This window comes from Rubritalea squalenifaciens DSM 18772, assembly GCF_900141815.1.
In the GTDB taxonomy this organism is placed as follows: domain Bacteria; phylum Verrucomicrobiota; class Verrucomicrobiia; order Verrucomicrobiales; family Akkermansiaceae; genus Rubritalea; species Rubritalea squalenifaciens.
In genome coordinates this window covers 812,798-834,508 of the sequence record NZ_FQYR01000003.1, presented here as the reverse complement: position 1 = coordinate 834,508, position 21,711 = coordinate 812,798, and the positions used below count along the sequence as shown (strand labels likewise).

The 21,711-nt window shown below is 49.5% G+C and carries 21 protein-coding genes; 7 read left to right on the top strand and 14 right to left on the bottom strand.

The window, feature by feature from the left end; genetic code table 11:
* Nucleotides 1–23: 23 nt before the first annotated feature.
* A complete protein-coding gene (locus tag BUB27_RS08920; RefSeq protein WP_143183461.1) occupies nt 24–1,295 on the top strand; it encodes a valine--pyruvate transaminase in 1,272 nt (423 codons plus the stop codon).
* Nucleotides 1,296–1,298: 3 nt separating this feature from the next.
* Here the strand turns inward: BUB27_RS08920 and BUB27_RS08915 are convergent, their stop codons facing one another.
* Nucleotides 1,299–2,123 carry a hypothetical protein gene (locus tag BUB27_RS08915; protein ID WP_143183460.1) on the bottom strand — a complete coding sequence of 275 codons (825 nt, stop codon included), beginning with the start codon at nt 2,121–2,123 and terminating at the stop codon, nt 1,299–1,301.
* Nucleotides 2,124–2,228: 105 nt separating this feature from the next.
* A complete protein-coding gene (locus BUB27_RS08910; RefSeq protein WP_143183459.1) occupies nt 2,229–3,230 on the bottom strand; it encodes a beta-ketoacyl-ACP synthase III in 1,002 nt (333 codons plus the stop codon).
* A gap of 104 nt (nt 3,231–3,334) precedes the next feature.
* Between BUB27_RS08910 and BUB27_RS08905 the strand changes: the two genes are divergently transcribed.
* Together BUB27_RS08905 and BUB27_RS08900 are read left to right on the top strand one after the other, a co-directional pair.
* Nucleotides 3,335–3,592 carry a hypothetical protein gene (locus tag BUB27_RS08905; protein ID WP_143183458.1) on the top strand — a complete coding sequence of 86 codons (258 nt, stop codon included), beginning with the start codon at nt 3,335–3,337 and terminating at the stop codon, nt 3,590–3,592.
* 24 nt (nt 3,593–3,616) lie between these two features.
* A complete protein-coding gene (locus tag BUB27_RS08900; RefSeq protein ID WP_143183457.1) occupies nt 3,617–4,582 on the top strand; it encodes a hypothetical protein in 966 nt (321 codons plus the stop codon).
* On the opposite strand, the gene BUB27_RS08895 is transcribed toward BUB27_RS08900, so the two are convergent.
* The 3 genes from BUB27_RS08895 to BUB27_RS08885 all read right to left on the bottom strand — a co-directional run bounded on the left by BUB27_RS08895 (nt 4,579) and on the right by BUB27_RS08885 (nt 7,136).
* Nucleotides 4,579–5,592 (bottom strand): NAD(P)H-dependent glycerol-3-phosphate dehydrogenase, encoded by a 1,014-nt coding sequence (locus BUB27_RS08895; RefSeq protein WP_143183456.1) that lies wholly within the window; start codon nt 5,590–5,592, stop codon nt 4,579–4,581. The two genes, BUB27_RS08900 and BUB27_RS08895, sit on opposite strands and share 4 nt — an antisense overlap.
* 8 nt (nt 5,593–5,600) lie before the next feature.
* Nucleotides 5,601–6,329, bottom strand: a complete 729-nt coding sequence (gene plsY / locus BUB27_RS08890; protein WP_143183455.1) for a glycerol-3-phosphate 1-O-acyltransferase PlsY — start codon at nt 6,327–6,329, stop codon at nt 5,601–5,603.
* Between the two features lie 165 nt (nt 6,330–6,494).
* Nucleotides 6,495–7,136 (bottom strand): peptidylprolyl isomerase, encoded by a 642-nt coding sequence (locus tag BUB27_RS08885; RefSeq protein WP_143183454.1) that lies wholly within the window; start codon nt 7,134–7,136, stop codon nt 6,495–6,497.
* A 65-nt stretch (nt 7,137–7,201) separates the two neighbouring features.
* On the opposite strand from BUB27_RS08885, the gene dinB reads away from it, so the two are divergent.
* On the top strand, nt 7,202–8,239 hold the full coding sequence (gene dinB, locus BUB27_RS08880; protein WP_143183731.1) for a DNA polymerase IV: 1,038 nt from the start codon (nt 7,202–7,204) through the stop codon (nt 8,237–8,239).
* A gap of 46 nt (nt 8,240–8,285) precedes the next feature.
* On the top strand, nt 8,286–8,789 hold the full coding sequence (locus BUB27_RS08875) for a ferritin (protein WP_143183453.1): 504 nt from the start codon (nt 8,286–8,288) through the stop codon (nt 8,787–8,789).
* Between the two features lie 48 nt (nt 8,790–8,837).
* Here the strand turns inward: BUB27_RS08875 and BUB27_RS19035 are convergent, their stop codons facing one another.
* The 6 genes from BUB27_RS19035 to BUB27_RS08845 all read right to left on the bottom strand — a co-directional run bounded on the left by BUB27_RS19035 (nt 8,838) and on the right by BUB27_RS08845 (nt 16,848).
* Nucleotides 8,838–9,401 (bottom strand): hypothetical protein, encoded by a 564-nt coding sequence (locus tag BUB27_RS19035; protein WP_200797093.1) that lies wholly within the window; start codon nt 9,399–9,401, stop codon nt 8,838–8,840.
* Nucleotides 9,402–9,421: 20 nt separating this feature from the next.
* Nucleotides 9,422–12,547, bottom strand: coding sequence for an efflux RND transporter permease subunit (locus tag BUB27_RS08865; protein ID WP_143183452.1), 3,126 nt, complete (start codon nt 12,545–12,547; stop codon nt 9,422–9,424).
* A 21-nt stretch (nt 12,548–12,568) separates the two neighbouring features.
* Nucleotides 12,569–13,675 carry an efflux RND transporter periplasmic adaptor subunit gene (locus BUB27_RS08860; RefSeq protein WP_143183451.1) on the bottom strand — a complete coding sequence of 369 codons (1,107 nt, stop codon included), beginning with the start codon at nt 13,673–13,675 and terminating at the stop codon, nt 12,569–12,571.
* 19 nt (nt 13,676–13,694) lie between these two features.
* Nucleotides 13,695–14,999: a TolC family protein gene (locus BUB27_RS08855; protein WP_143183450.1), complete on the bottom strand. Its 1,305-nt coding sequence runs from the start codon at nt 14,997–14,999 to the stop codon at nt 13,695–13,697.
* A gap of 220 nt (nt 15,000–15,219) precedes the next feature.
* Nucleotides 15,220–15,516, bottom strand: coding sequence for a hypothetical protein (locus tag BUB27_RS08850; protein ID WP_143183449.1), 297 nt, complete (start codon nt 15,514–15,516; stop codon nt 15,220–15,222).
* Nucleotides 15,517–15,693: 177 nt separating this feature from the next.
* The gene (locus tag BUB27_RS08845; protein WP_143183448.1) at nt 15,694–16,848 is read right to left on the bottom strand and encodes a TlpA family protein disulfide reductase; all 1,155 of its coding nucleotides are present in this window, start codon (nt 16,846–16,848) and stop codon (nt 15,694–15,696) included.
* Nucleotides 16,849–17,067: 219 nt separating this feature from the next.
* Here BUB27_RS08845 and BUB27_RS08840 point away from each other — a divergent pair, with 219 nt between their 5' ends.
* Nucleotides 17,068–17,661 carry a GNAT family N-acetyltransferase gene (locus BUB27_RS08840; protein ID WP_143183447.1) on the top strand — a complete coding sequence of 198 codons (594 nt, stop codon included), beginning with the start codon at nt 17,068–17,070 and terminating at the stop codon, nt 17,659–17,661.
* Here BUB27_RS08840 and BUB27_RS08835 read toward each other — a convergent pair.
* Entirely contained in the window at nt 17,637–18,680 is a 1,044-nt protein-coding gene (locus BUB27_RS08835; protein ID WP_143183446.1) for an Lnb N-terminal periplasmic domain-containing protein, read from the bottom strand. The two genes, BUB27_RS08840 and BUB27_RS08835, sit on opposite strands and share 25 nt — an antisense overlap.
* A gap of 49 nt (nt 18,681–18,729) precedes the next feature.
* Nucleotides 18,730–19,404 carry a 2OG-Fe(II) oxygenase gene (locus BUB27_RS08830; RefSeq protein WP_143183445.1) on the bottom strand — a complete coding sequence of 225 codons (675 nt, stop codon included), beginning with the start codon at nt 19,402–19,404 and terminating at the stop codon, nt 18,730–18,732.
* A 148-nt stretch (nt 19,405–19,552) separates the two neighbouring features.
* Between BUB27_RS08830 and BUB27_RS08825 the strand changes: the two genes are divergently transcribed.
* The gene (locus BUB27_RS08825; RefSeq protein ID WP_143183444.1) at nt 19,553–20,131 is read left to right on the top strand and encodes a hypothetical protein; all 579 of its coding nucleotides are present in this window, start codon (nt 19,553–19,555) and stop codon (nt 20,129–20,131) included.
* Nucleotides 20,132–20,162: 31 nt separating this feature from the next.
* Here BUB27_RS08825 and BUB27_RS08820 read toward each other — a convergent pair whose 3' ends face one another.
* Complete coding sequence (locus BUB27_RS08820; RefSeq protein WP_143183443.1) at nt 20,163–21,533, bottom strand: DEAD/DEAH box helicase; 1,371 nt, start codon at nt 21,531–21,533, stop codon at nt 20,163–20,165.
* Nucleotides 21,534–21,711: the final 178 nt, after the last annotated feature.

Sequence of the window (21,711 nt, the reverse complement as noted above, 5' to 3'; positions counted from 1 at the left end):
CCGCAACGCACAAAGGTACATTTATGGTAGACTATTCATTGTTCGGAAAACGGTTATGCGGCGGTAGTGGTATTGAGGAATTGATGGATGACCTCGGGCACGCTCTAGCGACGGGTGGACCTGATACGAAAATGCTTGGAGGCGGTCAGCCTGGTAGTATTCCAGAAATGAACGCCATCTGGCGTGAGCGTCTACAGGAGATCCTGGACGAGCCAGGTGCGATGGAAAAGGTGCTCTGTAATTACGACCCTCCACGAGGGAATCCAAAATTTTTGAGCTCAGTAGCTCAGATGTTCCGTGAAAAATTCGGCTGGAACATTACGGAGAAGAACTTGGCCATCACGCCAGGTGGTCAGTCAGCCTTCTTCTTTATCTTTAATGCACTCGCGGGCCGTTTCGAAGATGGTCGTCGCAAGAAGATCCTTCTTCCCTTGGTGCCAGAGTACATTGGTTATGCAAATCAATCGGTCGGCGCTGACTTTTTCAAAGCCTATAAGCCTAAAATCGAAAAGCTAGGCGATCATCAGTTCAAGTATCGAGTTGATTTTGATGCCTTGGAGGTGACTGAGGAGATTTCCGCTATTTGTGTATCTCGTCCGACCAACCCTTCCGGCAATGTGCTTACTGACAATGAAATGGCTAAGTTGGCCAAGCTCGCCAAAGAAAATGGTGTACCATTGATTATTGATAATGCTTACGGGGCACCTTTCCCGAATATTTTCTTTGCTGATGCGAACCCGTTGTTTGATGACAATACGATTCTCACATTAAGCCTCTCTAAAATTGGTTTGCCTGGTACACGCACGGGTATCGTGATCGCCCCTGAGGAAATCGCTTCTGCGATCGCCTCCATGAGTGCCATTGTAGATTTGGCGAACAATAATGTAGGACAAGCCATTATGGAGCCACTCGTGCGTAGTGGTAAGATTTTGGAGCTTAGCAATGAGGTCGTGAGACCATTCTATCTAGAGAAGTCTAAGCAGGCTCAGGGCTGGGTTTCCGAGTTTTTCGAGGATACTTTGCCATATCGTTACCATGTCAGTGAGGGGGCGCTATTCCTCTGGATGTGGTTCGAGGATATGCCAATCACAGCACGTGAGCTCTACGAACGTCTCAAAGCGCGTAACGTTCTCGTGGTGCCAGGGAACTATTTCTTCTTTGGTCTCGGTGATGATGAGTGGAGACACAGGCGTGAGTGCATTCGTGTCACCTACACGATGGATGAAGGTACCGTCAGAGATGGGATTCGTATCATCGCTGAAGAGGTGCAGAAAGCCTATGTGGAGAAGGCATAGAACTTAGAAATCACCCAGAGTTGCGGAGAGGATGAGAACATTTTCCACTCCGGACTTGAGGGTTTGTCGCCCTACATAGCAGCCGGGAAAATCGGCTTCCAGACAGGGGGTTTTTCTGAGTTTGTAGTCAGCTCGGTCATTATTGTTGTTCGCGAAAAAATCGCCGGAAGGTATACGTAGGGTTCCTGTACGGATTTTACCGCCCCATGGATCGATATATTTGATGGTCATGGACTGCGCATTTTGTGGGAGCTGCGCTGGTATTTCGTAAACCACGACAAAGTGGCCATAGACACTGCGCCAATGATAACCTGCCTTCTGCCTTATCTTGGCAAAGCGTCTTAGGTCCATGATTGGAGGAAATCCTTTATTGAGTGACTTCTTAAGGTGCTTGTGGGTGCGCTGAAGAAGATCCTCATGAGATTCTTTGTCTTCGATAAATAGTGTCTCGAGATCAATCTTAGGTAGCCTGGCCTGAGCATGGAAATCATTCATGTAATCCAGAAGATCAAGTGAACTCATGCCCGACTTGTAGTCCCAACGAAGTCGCCCATGCATATGTCTAGAGAACTTCATGCCGTGCTTTTTTACCAAGTAGACAAAGCGTTTGCCTTCCGTGTCTCCTGGAATCTTGTCTGTGACAGTACGCCACTTTTCTGAGCTGAAGGCATAGGAATTCAGTTGGCTGACTGGGCCGCAACCTTTTTTATTGATGCCGACTTGATTAATAGCTTCAGCATTCGGGTTAGGCACGCGAATCACCTCATCAGCACAGAGAGCTGTTAAGGTGCTTAAAAAAACGGCAGACAGTAGAGTTCGCAAAAACATAATCACGGAATACTCAATCTAGTTGATCTGGGCAATGTGCCAACAAAAAAGGCAAACCCTGTGAGTTTGCCTTTTCGAGTGAGTGTCGTTGTGGAACGACTGATCCTACCACTGAATGGCAGTAGCTGCCCAAGTGAGTCCGGCTCCAAACACGACCAGAACGATATTGTCTCCTCGTTCAAATTTACCTTCGCGATGGGCTTCATCCAAGGCGATCGCTACTGCGGCTGCTGAGGTGTTGCCATATTTATGCAGGTTCACGAAGACTTTCTCATTTGGTACGGTGAGACGGTCGGCAATGGCATCGATGATTCTCAGGTTCGCCTGGTGTGGGATCACGAGTTTGATGTCATCAGGAGTGAGACCTGCTCGCTCAATGGCTGTTTCGGAAGCACGTTTCATGGCATTGACTGCCAGTTTGAAGACCTCGCGGCCTTGCATGTTGAGAGATGCCAGTTTTTCCGAGGCATTATCTACGGTGATCGGGCAGGCTGATCCACCACCTGGAATATTCAGGATGCCAGTTTGGGCGCCATCGGTTCCCATTTCGGTAGCCAGGATGCGGCCTTCACCATCTTCGGATTTTCTGAGAACGGCTGCACCCGCGCCATCGCCGAAGAGTACGCAAGTATTGCGGTCTTCCCAGTTTACAAATGCAGAGAGCTTTTCGGCGCCAATGATGAGGGCATTAGAAAAGGCTCCGTCAGAAATCATGCGCTTTGCCAGCTTCATGGCATAAAGGAAACCTGAGCAGGCGGCAGAAATATCGAAAGCGACCGCTTTGGTGGCACCTAAGTTGTGCTGCACATAGCAAGCGGTAGCCGGGGTAATGGTGTCTGGTGAGATAGTCGCTACGATGATGAGGTCCAAGTCTTCGCCTTTCATCTGGGCTTGCTCGAGAGCGCGCTCTGCGGCCTTGGTTGCTAAGTCTGAGGTGTTCTCGCCTTCAGCGGCGATATGTCTCTCCTTGATGCCAGTGCGTGAGGTGATCCATTCATCCGTGGTGTCCACGATTTTCTCGAGATCCGCATTGGTCAGGATTTTTTCAGGGACATAGCTGCCTGTTCCGGCGATTGTGACTGGAATTTCTGAAGCGTGCTGGCTCATCACAGGTGGTGATAGACGCAAGCCAAGGCTGGGTCAACTATTTCGACCTATTCTGTGACGACTTTTGTAACTTTGGTGGGTCTTTTCCTTAATTTTAGTTAATCATGAAAGGATTCTTTTTCTTGCTAATCTCCCTGATCACGGCGCTTAGGAGTGTGTCAGCGCAATCTATTCCACCTAGTGACCTGACACTGAGTGAGATGGAGTCCGTGGAAGCCTATGTTGTCGGTGACCAGCACGATCAACTCTATCTGAGTGTGCCGTGGGAAAATAGCGTGCTGGATGGTCAAATGAAGGGGCAGAAGGAGGATAAGCCGATCTTGCTATGGCTGTATTTTGGTGGGCCTCTCGGTAATTGCTGACAGAACGGATTTAAGACAAGGCAGTTGCTTTTCAATAATCCGGAGTTCATTCAATACATCGCAAATCATTTCGTGGGGGTAGCCTCCGACGATGTCGCTTATAACCACTTGTCAGATGCCGCTAAGGCAAAAGGGGAGTATCGCTTCTTGCATCAGTCGCTAGCAGATGGAGGAGCTCGCATTCATCAAGGAGTCTATGCTGTTACGCCATCCGGCAGGTTTCTGGCTAAGATTGACACAGGGTGGCCGACCTACGACCCGGTGAAGAGCCTGGAGAATTTGAAAATGGCCAAGGTGAAGTACGATGGCCTGAAGAGAGAAAATCGCCTGAAGGATACGCCCTTAAGTGAGCGTGATCGCAGCTATAAGGCGAGAGAGGCAAACCGTAATGTGAAGGGAGTCAAGTTGGTTACTTACGCTCGTCATTATCCTTTTAAGGAAATGGAGTTGTTTGATGCAAGGCATCCTCAATATAGTAAGCGGGACTCGTTGTGGTTTTCGGCCGATGAAGCTAAAGGGCTATTGCCCTCCACCTTGACGCTTGGCTCCCGGGCTGCGCTCAGTGTGACAGTTTCAGAGAGGCTGTTACTGCATGGGCATTTGATGTTTGGATGTCCAGCGTGGTGGAAAGAGCACATCAAGAAGGCAGACATTCAGGTTCAAGTGATCAAACTTGAGGGTGATCTGGTCTACTTGACCTACGAGGGTGCTATTCAGATGGAGGCAAATAGTCAGTGGAACCAATCAGGCTACAGTGGAAAGCTGATAGGTAAAGCCGTCTGGAATAAGCAAAATGAGAGCTTTCAATCGCTGGAGTGGGTTTCTCTGGGCAGTCGCTCGCTGCATGAGCTGAAATCCAATCTCCATAGGGGCACTACAAAGACGACCTCAGTTGCCAGCTATATCCGCTTGGCAAACAACGCTCATGAAAAGCAGTTGCAGCCGCACAAGTGGGATGAATATCCCAAGGCCATGAAAAGCAGCAATTAATCGACGTGCTCTGGCTTGGGCTCCCTTGTCAGGAGTTCAACCAGGGCTTCCTGAGCAGGTTTATCCTCGTAGAGCACCTGGTAGACAGCATCGATGAGAGGTGTCTCGATTCCCGCTTTTCTAGCAGCTTCGTAGATGGATAGGGTGTTAGGTACGCCTTCGGCGACCATGCCAAGGCGATCAGTGGCCTCCTGAAGGGTCTCACCACTACCTAGAGCCTTACCTACGCGGTTGTTACGAGAATGCGGTGAGTAGCAAGTAGCCATCAGGTCGCCAATGCCAGAGAGGCCAGAGAAGGTTTCTTGGCGACCTCCTAGGGCTACTCCAAGGCGAGTCATCTCGGTCAATCCTCGGGTGACGAGTGCTGCAATCGCGTTATCACCCAGACCGATGCCTGCCACAATACCTGCGGCGATGGCAAAGACGTTCTTGAGTGCGCCACCCAACTCTATGCCGGCGATGTCATCACTGGTATAAGTACGGAAATAGTTGGCCGTAAAGACAGACTGGAGGTCTGCTGCCAGCTCTTCATCAGAGCATCCCACTACCGCGCAGGTAGCCATTTTGGCTGAAACTTCCTCCGCGTGGTTGGGGCCAGAAAGTACGGCGATTGGGTTCTCAGGAAGTAGCTCTGCGATGATCTCACTCATTCTGCGGCCTGTGTTTCTCTCAATGCCTTTGGCACAAGAAACAACTGGGACGTTCGCCTTGATACCCACTTTTTTGAGAGCTTCAGCGCCCTCACGAGTGGCAGAGGTAGGGAGTACAGAGAGAATCAAGGCTGCCTCAGCTACTTCGTTATAGTCGGTGGTAGCTTCGATGTTCGTAGGAAGCTTGATCTTGGGTAGATAGTTTCTGTTGGTGTGGAATGCGTTTATTTCCGCAATTTGCTCAGGATCACGGCCAACGAGTATGACTTTTTGGAAATGCTCCGACACCAGGATTGCCAACGCGGACCCCCAAGAACCAGCTCCTAGGACAGCTACAGTTTGTGAAGAATCGAATGCCATGCCTTGAGTTAGTTCTTTTTGGAGCCAAAGCGGTTCTCTGTACCCGCAAGAAGTCGTTTGATGTTTGCCCGGTGTTTCCACACTGCCATCAGAGCGATGAAGGTGGCGAAGAAAAAGAGAGGTTTATTCCAAGTGCCAGCTTCCCAGAGGGTGGGTTGAGTTTTGTCACCGTTAACGTGATGAAAGCGTGCTCCCCAGTGCGTGAGAATAGGCAGTGATAGAGCCGCAACAATACTAGCGAGAGAAACATACTTGGTAGTGAAGAATACCGCGGCCCAAATCGGGATAAGTAGTATCAGCGCAGCTGGCATGAAGGCAGTCAGAACTCCGGCAGAGGTAGCGATGCCTTTGCCTCCTTTGAAGCCAACCCATGGGGAGTAGTTGTGGCCGAGTACAGCACAGAGACCGGTGATGACCTGGATGATTTGAACTTTGGTTTGTTCAGTATCAGGTAAGGTAGTGGCCCAGTCGCTCAGGAACGTCAGCTCCATCGGGTTGTTTTGAGAGCTAAAACGAACTAGTGTGATTCCTAGCATCGCTGGGACCAAGCCTTTGAGGAAATCGAGGAAGAAGCAGGTAATCCCGTATTTTTTGCCGACAACACGGAGGACATTGGTGGCACCAATGTTGCCAGATCCATGTTCACGGATATTGATGCCTTTGGACTTCGCAATGAGTAGCCCGAAGGGGATAGATCCTAGTAGAAATGCGATAATCGCTGGTAACCAAAGAGTCATGATAGTTTTTGGTGGGGTGGCAAAAGCTCAGTTTCTCCACAGGCGAAGCCTAGGATAAGCAGGGCAATGTGGCAATGCTAAGTCTTCCTGAAGATCATGCAGGACAAAGAAAAAGCCCCGAAGCGAACAACTCCGGGGCTAAGTGATCTGTCTTATGGTACAAGTTTACTTCTTCACAGGGTAGCGCTTATCGAGGACCTTGTTCCAGTCATCGATACGTTCCTTTTGGAGTTTGAAGAGTTCGTCCGTTGAGTCGAGAATCTTGATGGAGATGATCTTGTCTCCTTTGCCATCAGTCTTCCAGCCGGGCCCGGAAAGTTTACCGACGATGCTGTCCACCACATCTTGACCTTTGGTCACCTTGCCAAAGACAGTGTGTCTTTTGTTCAGGTGAGGGGTAGCAACATGGGTAATGAAGAACTGTGAACCGTTGGTGCCTGGACCAGCGTTGGCCATGGAGAAGACACCTGGGCCATCGTGCTTGAGGTCATCATTGAATTCATCTTCAAATCGGTAGCCTGGATTACCACGTCCAGTTTCGGTAGGGTCACCGCCTTGGATCATGAACTTAGGAATGACACGGTGGAAATGAATGCCATCATAGTAACCGCGCTTAGCCAGATTCAAAAAGTTGGCTACGGTAACAGGTGTCTTGGAAGCATAGAGTGTCGCTTCGATATCTCCCTTGCTAGTCTTCATCACGATGCGGATGTCTTTCTCAGGAGCCTTGGCTTCTTCTGAGCTTTGACCACACGCTGTCACGAATGGCAGGAACACGGTTAGTAAGATAGTGCTGAACAATTTCATCGTATGGACATTTAGCCCAGCATGAGCTTACTTGCAAGAGAACGATGGCGACGGAGGAACAGGAAATGAGAAAGATTATCCATATTGATATGGATTGTTTCTATGCTGCCATCGAACAGCGCGATTTTCCTGAATTGAGAGGGAAGCCCATAGCTGTTGGCGGCAGTAGCCGTCGAGGAGTGCTCTGTACAGCTAGTTATGAGGCTCGGGAGTATGGGTGCCGCTCAGCGATGCCAGTCTTCAAGGCCATGGAATTATGTCCGCAGCTAATCATCGTTCCCACACGTTTCGATGTTTATCAGTCAGTCTCTGCGCAAATCAGGGCAATCTTTGGTAGGTTTGCAAATGAGATCGAGCCTTTGTCGCTCGATGAAGCTTACCTAGATGTCTCGCATTGGTCTACTTCTGGATCTTCAATCGCTAGTGAGATCAGGAGACAGATCTATGAGGAAACAGGCCTCACCGCTTCAGCTGGGGTGGCTCCCAATAAATTGCTCGCAAAGATTGCCAGCGATTTGAACAAACCTAATGGGCAGTTTGTGATCCAGCCTGAGGAGGTTGAGGGATTCATGAGGGACCTTCCTGTATCCAAACTCTGGGGGGTAGGTAAACGCATGCAGGAAAAGTTAGAGCGGCAAGGTATTAGAACCTGCTCTGATATGCAAAAGCTCAACAAGATCCAGATGGCGAAGCGTTTCGCAAGATGGGGACTAGAGTTGTATGAGCAATGTCGAGGAATTGATCACCGGGCTGTCACTTCACATCGATCCCGTAAATCGATCAGTAAAGAGACAACCTTCTCAGAGGATATCAATCAAGTCGAGGTCTTGCTGAGAGTGCTTCGTGACTTGTTGGTTGAGGTTAGGGAAAGCTACGAAGAGCGCTATCTGGATCGTAAAATCAAGAGTGTCGTCGTGAAGTTGAAGTTTGCAGATTTCACGCGAACGACCGTGGAGAGAGCTGCAGTTGAGATAGATGAGGATCTAGCACGTGAACTTCTCGCAGAAGGCTTTGAAAGAGGCTGTGGTAAATCTGTGAGACTTCTTGGAGCGGGGGTGAGGCTGGCTGATGAAGAAGGGGAAGAGCAATTGGAGATCTTTTGAGCGAGCTGCCGCCTTGACATTATGGATGCTGGGTTGAGCTTATAGAATGATTAAAGCCGAATTACAGGAAGCGCTCAATCATCAGATCAACCAAGAGTTTACTGCAGCTTATAACTATCTCGGTATGGCGATCTATTTTGATGCCAAGAACCTGGATGGATTCGCGAACTGGATGCGCATGCAACATGGCGAAGAAATGGAGCATGGCATGAAGTTGCTCAGGTACCTGCAGGATAGAGGGGGGCTGGTGAAGTTAGAAACGATTGAGAGCCCACAATGCGAATTCAGTGGTCCGTTGGAAGCCTTCGAGATTTCATTGAAGCAAGAACAGAAGAACACAGAGTCGATCAATAAACTCTATGAATTAGCCTCAAAACTAAACGACTATGCTACCAAAAGCCATCTCCAGTGGTTTATTGATGAGCAGGTTGAGGAGGAGAAGAGTGTTGAAGATATTATCGCTCTGCTTGAACGAATCGGGGACGATACAGCGGGCTTGCTCTATCTAGACGATAAACTGGCAGCCAGGAAAGCCGAGATCACCGAATAGACCTAGGAATACCGGGCCACTTGGAGTGACCCGGTATGTTTAGACTGTTTAGTGATGGCACTCACATGCGTATTCTTTATTGTCGCATGTTGGGCAGTCACTGAGATTTAGTGTAAATTTATCTTCAAATTTCTTTCCGCCACCGAGGTTGATTTCGACAGCTGTCGGGAAGTTGTTACCCTCAGGAATTGTTTGTTCTGAGACCAAATGAATTCCATTGACCTTGAAGGTCATTTCTACTGGGTTGCTCCGATCACCTGTAAGCACAAGCACGGTCTTACCTTCTGGTGATTGCGCTTCATTGGACTCATTGAAGAATGTGATCTGGACGTTCCGAGAGTCAGTAACCAGGAATTCAGCCTGAGACTCCTTGATCATGCGCCCATTATTAGGGCCAGCCACGGCATGATCATGTCCTTCGTGACTTCCATGATCGTGTCCTTCGTGATCCCCATGATCGTGTCCGTCATGACTCCCGTGATCGTGGCCTTCATGTGAAGCATGATCGTGACCTTCATGGCCGCCCTTGGCTTCTGCGTTTTTGTCGTTGCATGAGCTGAGGAGGGGTAGACCGATGGCCAGTAGTGTTGTTACGGTGTATTTTATTTTCATGTTGTTTTTGTTGTTTGATTTTATCCCGCTGCAGGGGCGTTGATTGAGATGGATTTTTCAGCGGCTCTTCTACCAAACAGGTAAAAGACTGCCGGTGTGACCGCTAGGCCTAAGAAGGTGGAGGACACGAGGCCGCCTGTGATCACGATCGCCACGGGGTGGAGGATTTCTTTGCCGGGGTCTTCTCCAGCCGTGACCAGTGGGATCAGAGCAAGGCCAGCCGAGAGAGCTGTCATGAGTACTGGGACGAGGCGTTCTTGAGTTCCTCGGATAATCATCTCCTTAGTGAATCCTTCTCCCTCATGTTTCATAAGGTGTAGGTAGTGTGAGATCAGCATGATGCTATTTCTGGCTGCAATACCAGCTACAGCGATAAAGCCTACCAGGGTGGCAATGCTGATGTTGTTGATGGTCATCCAGGTGAAGACCAAGCCGCCGATCAGCGCCAATGGGATGTCACAAATCACTTGGAGGGCAAAGGTGGCCGTGCCGAAATAAGTGTAGAGAAGCAGTGCAATAATCAGAAGAACAACGCCGGCTGCGATGCCGATTCTCTTGGATGCTTCCTGCTGGGCCTGATACTCACCTTCGATTTCGACTCGATTATTTTTGTACTCTGGATTGTTTCGAATCTGCTCATCGATTTGTTTGTCGAGTTCGGTAATCATGCCTTGCAGATCTCGTTCAGACGGATTGATACTCACGACAAATCGTCGCTCAGTATTCTCTCTAACAATTACGTTAGGTCCCTTGGCAGACCGTAAGTCAGCTATCACCTTCAATGGTACACGCTGTCCATGATCATTGGTCAGCATGATTTCTCCCAGTTTGTCTGGGGACTCCCTCCAGGATTCAGGAAGTCGAACTACCAAATCGATGGTGCGCTCTCCTTCGTAAAGCAGTGCGGCATGTTCGCCGTCTAACAGAGCCGAGAGGTGGTCGTTAATTTGGTCGGGCCGGAATCCATAGGCTTTGGCTCTATCGCGGTCCACCTCGATACGGAGCTGGGGGATGGGGGCTTGTTGCTCGACTTTTGCTGTTTCGAGGCCTGGTATCTGCATGCAGATTTCTTGGATCTTGGTGCCGATTTCTCGTATGGTATCGAGATCCGGGCCATAGACCTTGACGGCTACTTTAGCTGGTACTCCAGAGAGCATGTGGCCAATACGGTCTTTTAAGGGGCCGCTGACTACGGAGAAGGTGCCGGGGAAGTTCTTCGCATTCACAGTTTCTGCAATGTCCTTGATGACTTCAGACCGTGGCCGATCGCTCTTTTTGAGTTCGATATCAAATTCAACGGTAGAGACAGGAACCACGTGATCACCTCGTTCGGCACGGCCTACTCGATGACCCACAGAGGCGACATCGGGTAACTCAAGCAAAGCCTTATCAATGGCATGGGAGATCTGTGATGTCTGCTGCAGCGAGGTTCCCGGAGTGGCAGCGGTCGCGACCACGACGGTCTCCTCCTTGAACTCGGGTAAGAACTCTTTACCAAGCATAGGATAGAGTAGGGCAGCAGCAGTCAGTAGCATGAGGGCGACAGCAACCACAAGTGCGGGTGTGCGCAGCGACAGGAAGAGAAAGGTTTTGGTAAATAACCACTTCATGCCGTGCACAAGAAAGCCGTCCTTGTGCTCTTTGCCGGCCTTTGGTCTCAGGAAGAGCGAGCAAAGAACCGGGATCACTGTAAGTGAAACCACAAAAGAGGCACCCATACTGACCATGGTAGCGATAGCTATCGGAGTGAAGAGTCTTCCCTCAACTCCGCTCAGACTGAGGAGTGGCACGAAAACCAAGATGATAAACAAGGTGGCGTAGAGGATCGAATTTCGAACTTCTCCGGACGCATTCGCAATGACCTCAAGCCGTGGCTTGGGGTTTAAAGAAGATGCATTCTCACGCAATCGCCTGAAGACGTTTTCCACGTCAACGATCGCATCATCCACCACAATACCAATGGCCACAGCGATGCCTCCCAAGGTCATGGAGTTGACACTGAGTTCGGCTGCCGAAAAGACGATTGCTGTGATGGCAAATGACAGCGGAATGGCCGTCAAGGTAATCAAGGTTGTCCTGATATTAAATAGGAAGAGGAAGAGAATCACGATCACCATGATGGCTCCATCCCGGATAGCTTCCTTGAGATTATCAATGGCCAGATCAATAAAGCTCTGTTGCCTGAAGAGCGGTTTCAGCGTGACTCCCTCTGGCGCTTGGCGCTGGAGCTCCTCTAGCATCTCCTCTACTTTTTCAGTGAGTTTGATCGTGTCAAAGCCAGGGGATTTGGTGACACTCATGATTACGCCGGCTTTGCCGTCTACCGCGGCATCACCGCGCATCGGTTCGATTCCCCATTTAACTTCAGCTACATCGGCTATTGTTACTGGCCTGTCATCGATATCCTTGACCACTGTTTTCCCTATTTGATCCAGGTCCGTGGTCATGGCCAAGTTTCTGATCATGACTTCTTTGGAGTCTGAGCTTACAAAGCCACCTGTAGAAGTTGAAGCTGCCTGAGAAGCTGCTTCCCGCAATTCGGTGAAAGTCACTCCATGGCTGAGCAGTTTGTTCGGATCAGGTTGAATCTGGATTTGTTTGATGCCTCCACCCATGGACAAAACTTCCGCAATGCCCGGCTGCGATTGAAGCTGACGTCTAACAGTCCAGTCCGCATAAGTGCGGAGATCGCTGGGTGAAATATCTGGATTGTCCGAGGTGAGGCCAACCAGCATAATTTCTCCCATGAGGGAAGCTACCGGGGTCATGTAGGGGGTAATCCCTTCAGCCATCTCGACAGTTTGCATCCTCTCTTGGACAAACTGCCTAGCCTTGTAGATATCCGTGTCCCATTCGAACTCCACGAAAACCAGTGAGAGTGCTACGTCTGATTTGGAGCGTACACGAGTCACACCATTCACGCCGATAAGGGCGCGCTCAAGAGGTACAGTGATACGCTGCTCGACTTCCTCAGGCGCGAGCCCAGGGGCTTCTGTGAGGATGGTTACAGTAGGCTTAGTGAGGTCAGGTAGTACCTCTACAGGGAGCTTCCGTGTCTGCATGAAGCCAAGACCTATGATCAGTAAGGCCGCAGCAATCACCAGGGCTCGGTGAGCCAAAGATAAGCGAATAAGTTTATTCAGCATAATGAAAGTGAGAGTTAATGCTTACTTCGCGCTCTTCTTGAAGGTAACTATGGTTAGAAGAACCAGAGTAACCGCATTCGAAACAATCAAGAAGAGGACAATAGGTGAACTCCAAGATAGATTGCCGGACATCCCGGCTGCATCTCCAGACTGTTCCTTTTCTTTGGCTCGTTTCTGCTCAGCAGTCATTTCAGAGCCGTCCTCGTTGTGTTCATGCCCGTGGGCAGCATCCAGAGCCTCTTTGAGTGAAACTCCGCCACCTTGAGCAAAGCCGAGGAAGTAGGAACCATCGGTGACGACCTCATCGACTCTGGTGACTCCTTTAATGATCTCAACAAATCGGTCATTCTTCTCACCGATTACCACAGGAGCTTTTTCAAAACCGTTAGGTATATCGAAGTGCTTCACAAACACAAATGGAGAGGCTGCATCGCCCTGGATGGCTTTGCGCGGAACAGAGACAACATCTTTACGGGTACTGGTAATCACCGAGAATTCGGCACGCATGTTGGGGCGCAGTTTGAGGTCAGGGTTATCCAGCAAGAAGATAGCCTCCACGGTACCGGCAGTAGGGTTAGCCTCAGTGCCCATACGAATGAGCTCACCATTAAAGACCGTATCCCCGAGAGAGGTCACGCGGATGCGGGCAATGCTGCCGATCCTGATATTGGCCATTTGGGATTCAGGGATGTTTGCGACGGCCCAGACTTGGCTCAGGTCTACGATATCCATGAGTTCCTCGGCTGGCTCAACGGGTTGCCCCAGTGTCACGTGACTCTTGAAAATCACTCCGTTACTTGGTGCTGTCACGCTGATGACAGGAGGAGGGGATCCAGGTTGTCTGGACTCAACCTTGAGCAGTACTTGGTCTTTCTCTACAATATCACCGACAATCGGTGGTGTTTGTACAACACGTCCAGGAAAGCGGGTGCTGATGACAGCGTGTTTGTTAGGGATGGGTTTGATGTGGCCGATCGCGAAAACGGTACGCTCAAATTCGGTCTTTTGAACCCTTACTGTTTTGATGCCGAGGTTTTTGACACTCTGAGGGGTGAGACCGACGAAGTTCTTCTCCTCGGCTACAAGAGAAGAGATCGTTAATGCAAAAATGATAAATATAGCTTTCATTGTCTAGATAATGAATGACTTAAAAGGTTGATGATGTTTTGCCGATGGCGGCGAAGTAGCGAACTCTGGCTTTGTGAAAAGCCGCAAGGTTCTCAAGTTTGGTGTTTTCAAGATCGAGCTCTTGGTTTCTCGCTTTCAGCAATGAGGTGAAGGGGGCCTGTCCGTTTCGATAGGCTGTCTCCAGTTGCTTTGAGTTCTTTTGAGCCAGAGGAATAAGGCTGGAAGTGATGTTTTCATTTTGAGAAATCCAACCATTCATCTCAGTACGGAAGTTCGCCGCGTTTTGTTTGAGTTCCAGTGCTAGGGCATCCTTCTCCAGTGTGATCCGTGCCGCCCGTGCTCGTGCCGATGCGATATTACCTTCGTTTCTGTTGTAGAATTGAAGAGGGATTTTGACACCGATTCCGATGACGCCTTCGGTTTCGAGTCCCTCAGGGGCATCTTCCTCTCTGTCGATGCTAGCAAATGTAGACGCCTCAACGTCCTCATAGCGATTGGCTTTTGCTAGGGCGATGGCCTGCTGTGCTTGCTCAATTTCAAGTTGCTTGGCCCGGTACTCAGAGAGATTTTGTAACGCCAGGGCTTGTGATGGAATTCGGGCACTCGGTAACGATCCGGAGAGACTTAAGGGCGATCCTGCGGAGAGACCAATATAGGCTCTTAGTTTACCGAGAAGAATATTTTCTTCAGACTGAAGCTGGTTCATCTTAGATTTGATGGACGACGCTTCGACTTGAGCCTGATTGGCATCTAGTGGAGAAAGTTCACCTCGGTTGGCAGCCTCAGTGATGAAGTTTGCCAGCGTTTCGAGTAGGCTTGCCTGCTTGTTGAGTTCGCTACGCTTTTGTCTGAGAAGTATGATCTCAACGGCGATTTCCTGCGCTTTGGCGACGAGGTCGCGCTCAGCTGTTTTGACCTCCTCGGCAGCGATAGCTAGCTGCTGCTTTGAGATTCGTTTCTCAAGAGCCAAACGGTTTGTGACGGGGAATCTTTGTGAAAAGCTGACTTCCATGCCTCCCTCAGAGCCTGGAATGGATTTGTTCAGACCTACCCCTAATTCCGGGTTGCTGAGTCGTCCTGACTGGACGACTTGACCCTGAGCTTCTCTGATCCGCATACGAGCAGCTCTGAGCTGGGGATTGTTACTGGCAACGCGGTTTGCCAACTCGGCCAAACTGACCTCTTTGGAGGTGTTTAGAGGAGTGCTTTTTCCCAGATAATCCGCAGGGAACTCTGCTGTCGCGGTAATGAATGGTTCACTTTGGTTGCTACAAGATACCGCGAGGGGAATCCAGGCAAGGCATAAGGTGATGTATGGTTTCATACTGACTTAAAATGAAGATTTGAAAGGTGTGTCGACCTGTTAGGTCATGCTGAAATTAGACTGCACTGAGATGTGCTCGTTCTGTGGACATAAAAAGTGACGGGGCCACAAAGGATGTGGAGGTGATGTCCGGACACGGTTTTCCCACAAGCGGGAAATCAGAGAAGAAAGACGCAGATCTCTTGGGAAATGCGTGCAGAATAGGGGGAAAGGGAAAGCTTCAGCTCAAGAGGAGGTGCTTGTGCTGGAGGAATTCGGAGGTCGACTCGCACAAGTGGAGTGACTTCAGCAAGTGAAAAGAGGGGGAGTCTAACTGGAGGATTTGGCAAGCTACTCGTATGTGACTCTGAAGGAGCTTGGTCATAGCAGCTGCACGGAGATCCGTCTTGGTGTCTATGGGAGGACCAGTGATCAATATGATCTTCGAATCCGGAGATCGCATCCTCCTGCCCGTGGCTGTGGCCAGATATGTGAAGATGTTGATGCGAGCTGTTGCACGCATGTAAACTGTCGCCATGATCATGCTCACAAGCCATGGAGGCAAGTGGTGTGATCAGCCCCATGAGGGCAATTATGGCGACGAGAAATTTCACTGGAAGGAGAATAGTGTAATGAAGGATTACTTCAAGAGGGATTATTTCAATGCTAAAAGGCGGCCCTCAAGCAATGTTGAGGGCCACTTTATAGAGAGTCTTTATTCGTTGAAAAGGGAGTAGACTGGTGGGAAGGAACTATCGTCCTTGATTTTGGCAAGGGCTTTGTCGATGAGTTTTCCAAATTGTGCTTTGGCATTCTCATCTTCGATCTTGTCCAGAGCTCCTTTGAGTTCCTCCAGTTCTTTGACTGCAGCTTCCTTGTCACCGGCGAGGAAACGGAGGCGAGATCTGAGAACACCGTCCTCGGTGCGCTTGAGTTGATCCGAATCTTCAGGAGTCGCTTTAAAGGTTTCTAGGGCAGTTTTAGCGTATTCTTCGGAACCTTCGCCCGCTTCGAGTTGAAGCATGGCTGCTGTGTCCACATACTCAGTAGTGAAATCTTTATACTTCTCAGCTGCGGTCTCTTTACGGAATTCAAGCAGAGCCTTCCAATCCTTCTTGTTGGTCAAAGCTGCAATGATAATCTGAGGTTTCCTGGTGTCGTCCTCTTTAAGAGTCTTGGCGAACTCAATCACTTTGTCCCATTCACCGGCTTGCATGAGAGGCATGAGCTTGGCGCGGAACTCTTCTTCCGCTTTTTGCTCGGCTTCTTGCTCCGCTGCATATTTGGCTGCATCGAAACTTCCGTCCAAGAGTGATTCGATGAGTTTTTCGTCGATGCCTGCTGGGTGGGTCATCAACTGGATAACGCCGTCTTTGACGATGAAGCTGTGTGGAATTCCCTCTACACCTGCTGCATTGAGCCAGTTTTTACTGAATGCTGCGTCTTCTCCGCCCCAATAGGCAACAGGATAGGACATTTTATCACCTTGTTTCTCCACGAATGCTTTTGCGGCATCGCTACTCTCCTCAAAAACATCAACCCCGATGACCACAAGGCCTTTACTGCCATATTTTTTGTGGAGGTCGTTCACGTGAGGGATTACTTGAATACAAGGACCGCACCAGGTAGCCCAGCACTCGATGAGGTAGACTTTGCCTTTTTCATCTAGCTTTTCAATGGGGCCGCCTTTCAGCCACTCAACACCTTCAAAGGCTGGTGCTTTATCACCAACTTTGAGTGATTGCTTTGCTTCTGCCGCCTCTTCAGCTGGAGCCTCTGCTGGTGCTTCGGCTTGAGCGTATGCGAGCGTGTTCAAGGAGGCCATTCCCATGGCGAGACAGGCGATGGTGGCGTTTTTCTTTAGTTTCATAAAATTAAGAGTTGGTGTTTGGGCGCTGAGGCCGAGGAGCAATAGCTCTTTAAACGAAGCTACATATAGCCTTATTAGGGGCTTTCTAGCAATATCTTTGCGAGAAATCACCGAAGAAATCGGATATGCAATAACTTATTTGCGGGTGATTTAAATGCTGTTTCATATCATTTTAAACTGGATGCAACCTGTGTTTCTATGGTTTCAGAGTAGATACCGATGCACTTTATTCCCGAATCGATCACAGTTCGCCTGGAGGACGGCCAGAAAGTGCTGCTTCGTGAGGTGCGCCCATCCGATCGAGAGCGAGCACTTGCCGGTTTCGAGAAATTGAGTGTCGAGTCGGTGTATTTTCGATTTTGGAATGACCTTTTAGAGCTGAGTGATTCGATGCTGGATCGTCTTACACGTGCAGATCAGATTAATCATTTGGTGTGGTGCGCACTTGATCCGGATAATGATGAGAACCCAGGATTTGGAGCGGCCTCGATCTGGCGCTATGAAGATGATCCACAGATGGCTGAGATATCCTTCACCGTTCTGGATGAGTATCAAAGCAGGGGGATTGGTACTTTGCTGTTAGCTGTACTTTGGATATTAGCAGAAAAACTCGGCATCAATATGCTGAGAGCTAATGTGTTGCCTGAGAACGCGCGAGCTATCCAATGGTTGGTTCACCTTGGCGGCAGGGCTGTAGAGCAGAAGGGGATTTGTGAGATAGATCTGCTTCTGGATGAGTCAGAGGATATCCAGACTGAGAAACGCCAGGAATTACTTGTTTGGCTGGATCAACTACGCGGTGAATTTGAATAGGTATCTTCAAAACCCTTGCGTCCTGCACGAATAGCCTCTGAAAACTCATCTGAGTCATGCAGTTTTTGGGCGTCATCCGTAATGAGAGCCTGCTTTCTCAGGTCTTTAAAACTTAGGCTATCTCCTTTAATCCAGCCTTTTTCTTTCACCATGGCATCGAGTTGACCATTGGCGAGCATTCTCCAGTCTTTGAGAGTTTCCTGATCCTTTGGAGAGGCTTGGTTCCGCAGGCTCGTTGTACAGTTGGCTCTGAGGATGTGATAGAAGCGTGGATTCTCATGTAGCTCGTTCTGAGTCTTTACTGAGGCTAAAAAGATTTCTCTGTTTTTCTCTGGTGTGAAGTCAAAGCGATAGAGGTAGACCTTCTCTTTACGAATATTCGTGCGAAGTCTGATGATGTCCTCTTCGGATCCAAAAATATACTGCAGCTCGTACATTTTGTAGAGCCCACCCAAAGGAGTAAAATGCTCATCTTTCTCTCGGCGAGTTTCAATGGACAGGCAGATGCGGCCCTCATCTCCAAAATCGAAAGATAGCATAGGATGGCCCATCAATTTGCCCCCAAAATCATCATGGAAATAGTCGATGTGTCTGAGCTTAGAGAGATGGACTACACGTGTTTCCCACTTCTCAGTAATGGCTCCATCAAGTCCGTAGTCGAAGTTGCGAAAGTGATGGAATGTGATTTGATCTCCCTCTATCTCTACCCATCCAGTCTTGCTAAACTCCGGAGCCCAGTCTCGGTCGTTAGAGGGCATAATGAATGACCAGGGTATGAGTACCACAGCAATGAAGGCTAGTGAGATCCATTGTGGAGCGATTTTATCCCCGTATCGTTTGGTGATAAACCATATACAGGTAACCCAGCACAGGGAAAGGAGGGTGTTACTTAAGGAGGCTGAGGCAAACGGGCCATCATAGATAATGGCCCCAAAGGCGTAGATGCCAAGCAGGAGGCATAGCCAGCTTAAGGCTTTGGCAAGCCAGGGATGTCTGATTGCTTGGAGACGTATGGGCACGCCATCATCATGCCCGCTTGGACCCTGAAACGGCAAGAAGATTGCTGTTTCAGACCAAGGCTGGGTTGTCCTCCCGGCCGCGGAACCAACCGGTTAAGCTAAGACGTGGTTGTCTGGCGGGAAGTACTTCATGCCAGAAATCTGCACTTCGGAAGATGACTACGGAACCATACTCAGGGAGAATATCGATATAGGGTCCGTGGATGCCTTTTTCGATGTCTGTATAGAGCCTCAATTGGCCACCATTCGCCTCATCCCAATCCTTGTTCAGATAGGTGATCAGGGTGACCTGCCTAGTTGGGCTGACTCTATGCTGATCCAGGTGCGGTTTGTAGAAGCCCCCTTCAGGATAGCGAGCCAGATGTCCTTCATAGGACTCTAACGGCAAGAAAAGAGCTCTTCTTAGAAATGAGATGATTTCATCCATGAATTCGAGCCAATCTTTGGTGACTGCTGACGAGTCTTCGGGCTCCAGCCAGAAGATGGAATCTGACCTGATCTCCGAGCGTACTTCGAGAGCCGCACCTTTGCCTACGCCAGCTCGTTCCAGCTTGTCCGCATCTTCTTTGGCTTCCAATAGGCCCACCAGTCTCTCTAAGAAATCTGGATGAAGGGCGTTTTTGAGGTGTAAAAAGCCTGGCGAGGATAAACCTTCAGCTATCCGATCGAGCCATTTATCTGGACACGAGTAATCACCCATAGCGGGGCGCAGTATGTCGTTCATAGAGTTGTCAGTCGTGCCATGATATGCTGTTTTGCGGGGAAAGCAGGCAAGAAAATTTGTTGTGCCGCAGCTATTTTTTAATTCCTCTTATTCAAGTGGTTTGGTTGCTCTGATTGGGTTTTCAGTCTAAGCTCTAAAGATCCTTACAATGACTAAAACATCCAAGCATTCCAAACGGTCCTGTCTGAGAGTTTTTCTCGTGCTCTTCTTGCTTCTCGTCGTGAGTATCGGTGTCACTTGGTGGTGGGTGAATAGACCCATCGAACCTGTGAAGCTCACGGACCAAGAGATCCAGCAGGTGGAAGAGAAAGTGGAAGCGGTAAAAACATCAAGTTACCAGCCCGGAGCAAAGGAGATTGTGTTTACAGAGCGTGAACTGAATGGACTGCTTAGCCAGAAGACGCCCTATGGCGACCAGTTGCAGTTTGAGCTCGAAGATGATGCCATACACGCTCGGGTCGAGAGTGATCTGGATGAGGGGATGCCTATTGTGGGCGGAAGAAGATTGAAAGCGAAAGCTCGTTTCATTGTGAAGCATGAGGCGGGAGTGCCTCCAGAGCTTGTGCTGGACGATGTAACAGTCTGGGCCGTGTCCTTGCCCAATGACTGGCTCGGAGGACTGAAAGGTAAGAATCTGCTGGCTCAGATGCTTGGAGAAAGCTCCCTGCCCGGTATCGAGTCTATTTCGGTCCAGCCTGGGCGGCTAGTCATTCGGTTAAAGGAATGACTAGCGACTAATCTGCTGTGCCGCGTGAGAATTAAGCGGACTGACGGTTTCTACTTCTGTAGTTGCGTCTGCGGCGTCGTATTTTACCGCCCTTGCTTTCATTCAAGCTACTCTTTTGGCCAGATGATGTCTCTTGGGACTTTGCCTTGGATTTAGCCTGAGGTTTCTTCGGGTTGCTCTTTCTAGGACCACGCGCTTTTCTCGCTTCTGCCTTGCGGGCTGCATCCGCTTTCAGTACTTCGCTGGCTGTTGGGGCTCGGTCGGTCCACTGATTGGGCTCAAAGCCCTCCTCGGTCAGAAGTTTGATTTTCTTGCTGATCAATTTCTCGATGCCACTTAGGAAAGGACGTTCATCATTACAGACTAGCGATACGGCTTGTCCTTCTTTGCCTGCTCGTCCAGTCCTTCCGATGCGGTGTACGTAATCAGCAGGTACGTTTGGCAGTTCAAAATTGATCACATGCGGCAGTTGGGCGATATCGATGCCGCGTGCGGCGATGTCCGTGGCTACGAGCACTTGAATCTTTGATTTCTTAAACCCTTCCAGAGATTTGGTGCGGGAGCCCTGAGACTTGTTTCCGTGGATGGCACTGGCGGTGATTCCCGCTTTATTCAGTTTCTCACTCAGTCTGTTCGCTCCGTGTTTTGTACGGGTAAAGATAAGTACCTGATCCCAATTACCTTGTTTGATCAAGTGGATGGTAAGCTCCGTCTTTGTTTTTTGATCACAGCGATAGGCGAGCTGGTCGACAGTCTGAGCAGTAGTGTTCTCTGGAGTGACTTCTACGGATACAGGATTCTTGAGGAACTCTTTGGTAAGTGCACGGATTTCTTTGGAGAACGTGGCGGAGAAGAGTAGATTTTGGCGCTTGCTTGGGATTTTGCTGACGATCTTGCGAATAGGCTGAATGAAGCCCATGTCTAGCATGCGGTCAGCCTCATCAAGAACGAGCATTTCCACTTTGGAGAGGTCGCAGACTCCCTGATCACAGAGATCAATGAGCCTTCCCGGTGTGGCTACGAGGATGTCTACTCCACGCTTTAGCTGGTTAATTTGAGGACGCATACCTACGCCGCCGAATACCACACAGCTCTGGAGGTCCAGATGTTTGGAGTATGCCTCAATGTTGTCCTGAACCTGGGCAGCAAGTTCTCTTGTGGGGGTTAGGACAAGCGTTCTGATGTGGCGACGTCCGCCGGTTCGCTTGGCTAAAAGATGCAGAGAAGGAAGTGTGAATCCAGCCGTCTTACCGGTGCCGGTTTGAGCTGCTGCAAGGACGTCTTTCCCTTTTAAAATAGGAGGAATTACCTTGGCCTGAATCGGTGAAGGGGTGGTGTAGCCTTTCTCTTTGACGGCACGAAGAATTGGTTCGGCGAGGCCGAGCGAGTCGAATGATTTCATTTCAAATGTTGTTGTGTTTTAGCACGCGCAGGGCCTCGGATTGGGCCAGGAAAATGGCGCGGCTTTGATCTGAGACAATGAACAGTTTGAAAGTGTAGGTCGCTCGATCTGGGCGCAGACTAGTCTAGATTTTCAGGAATGATAGGGAAATCTCCAATTTCTTCACGTGCGGTCCATG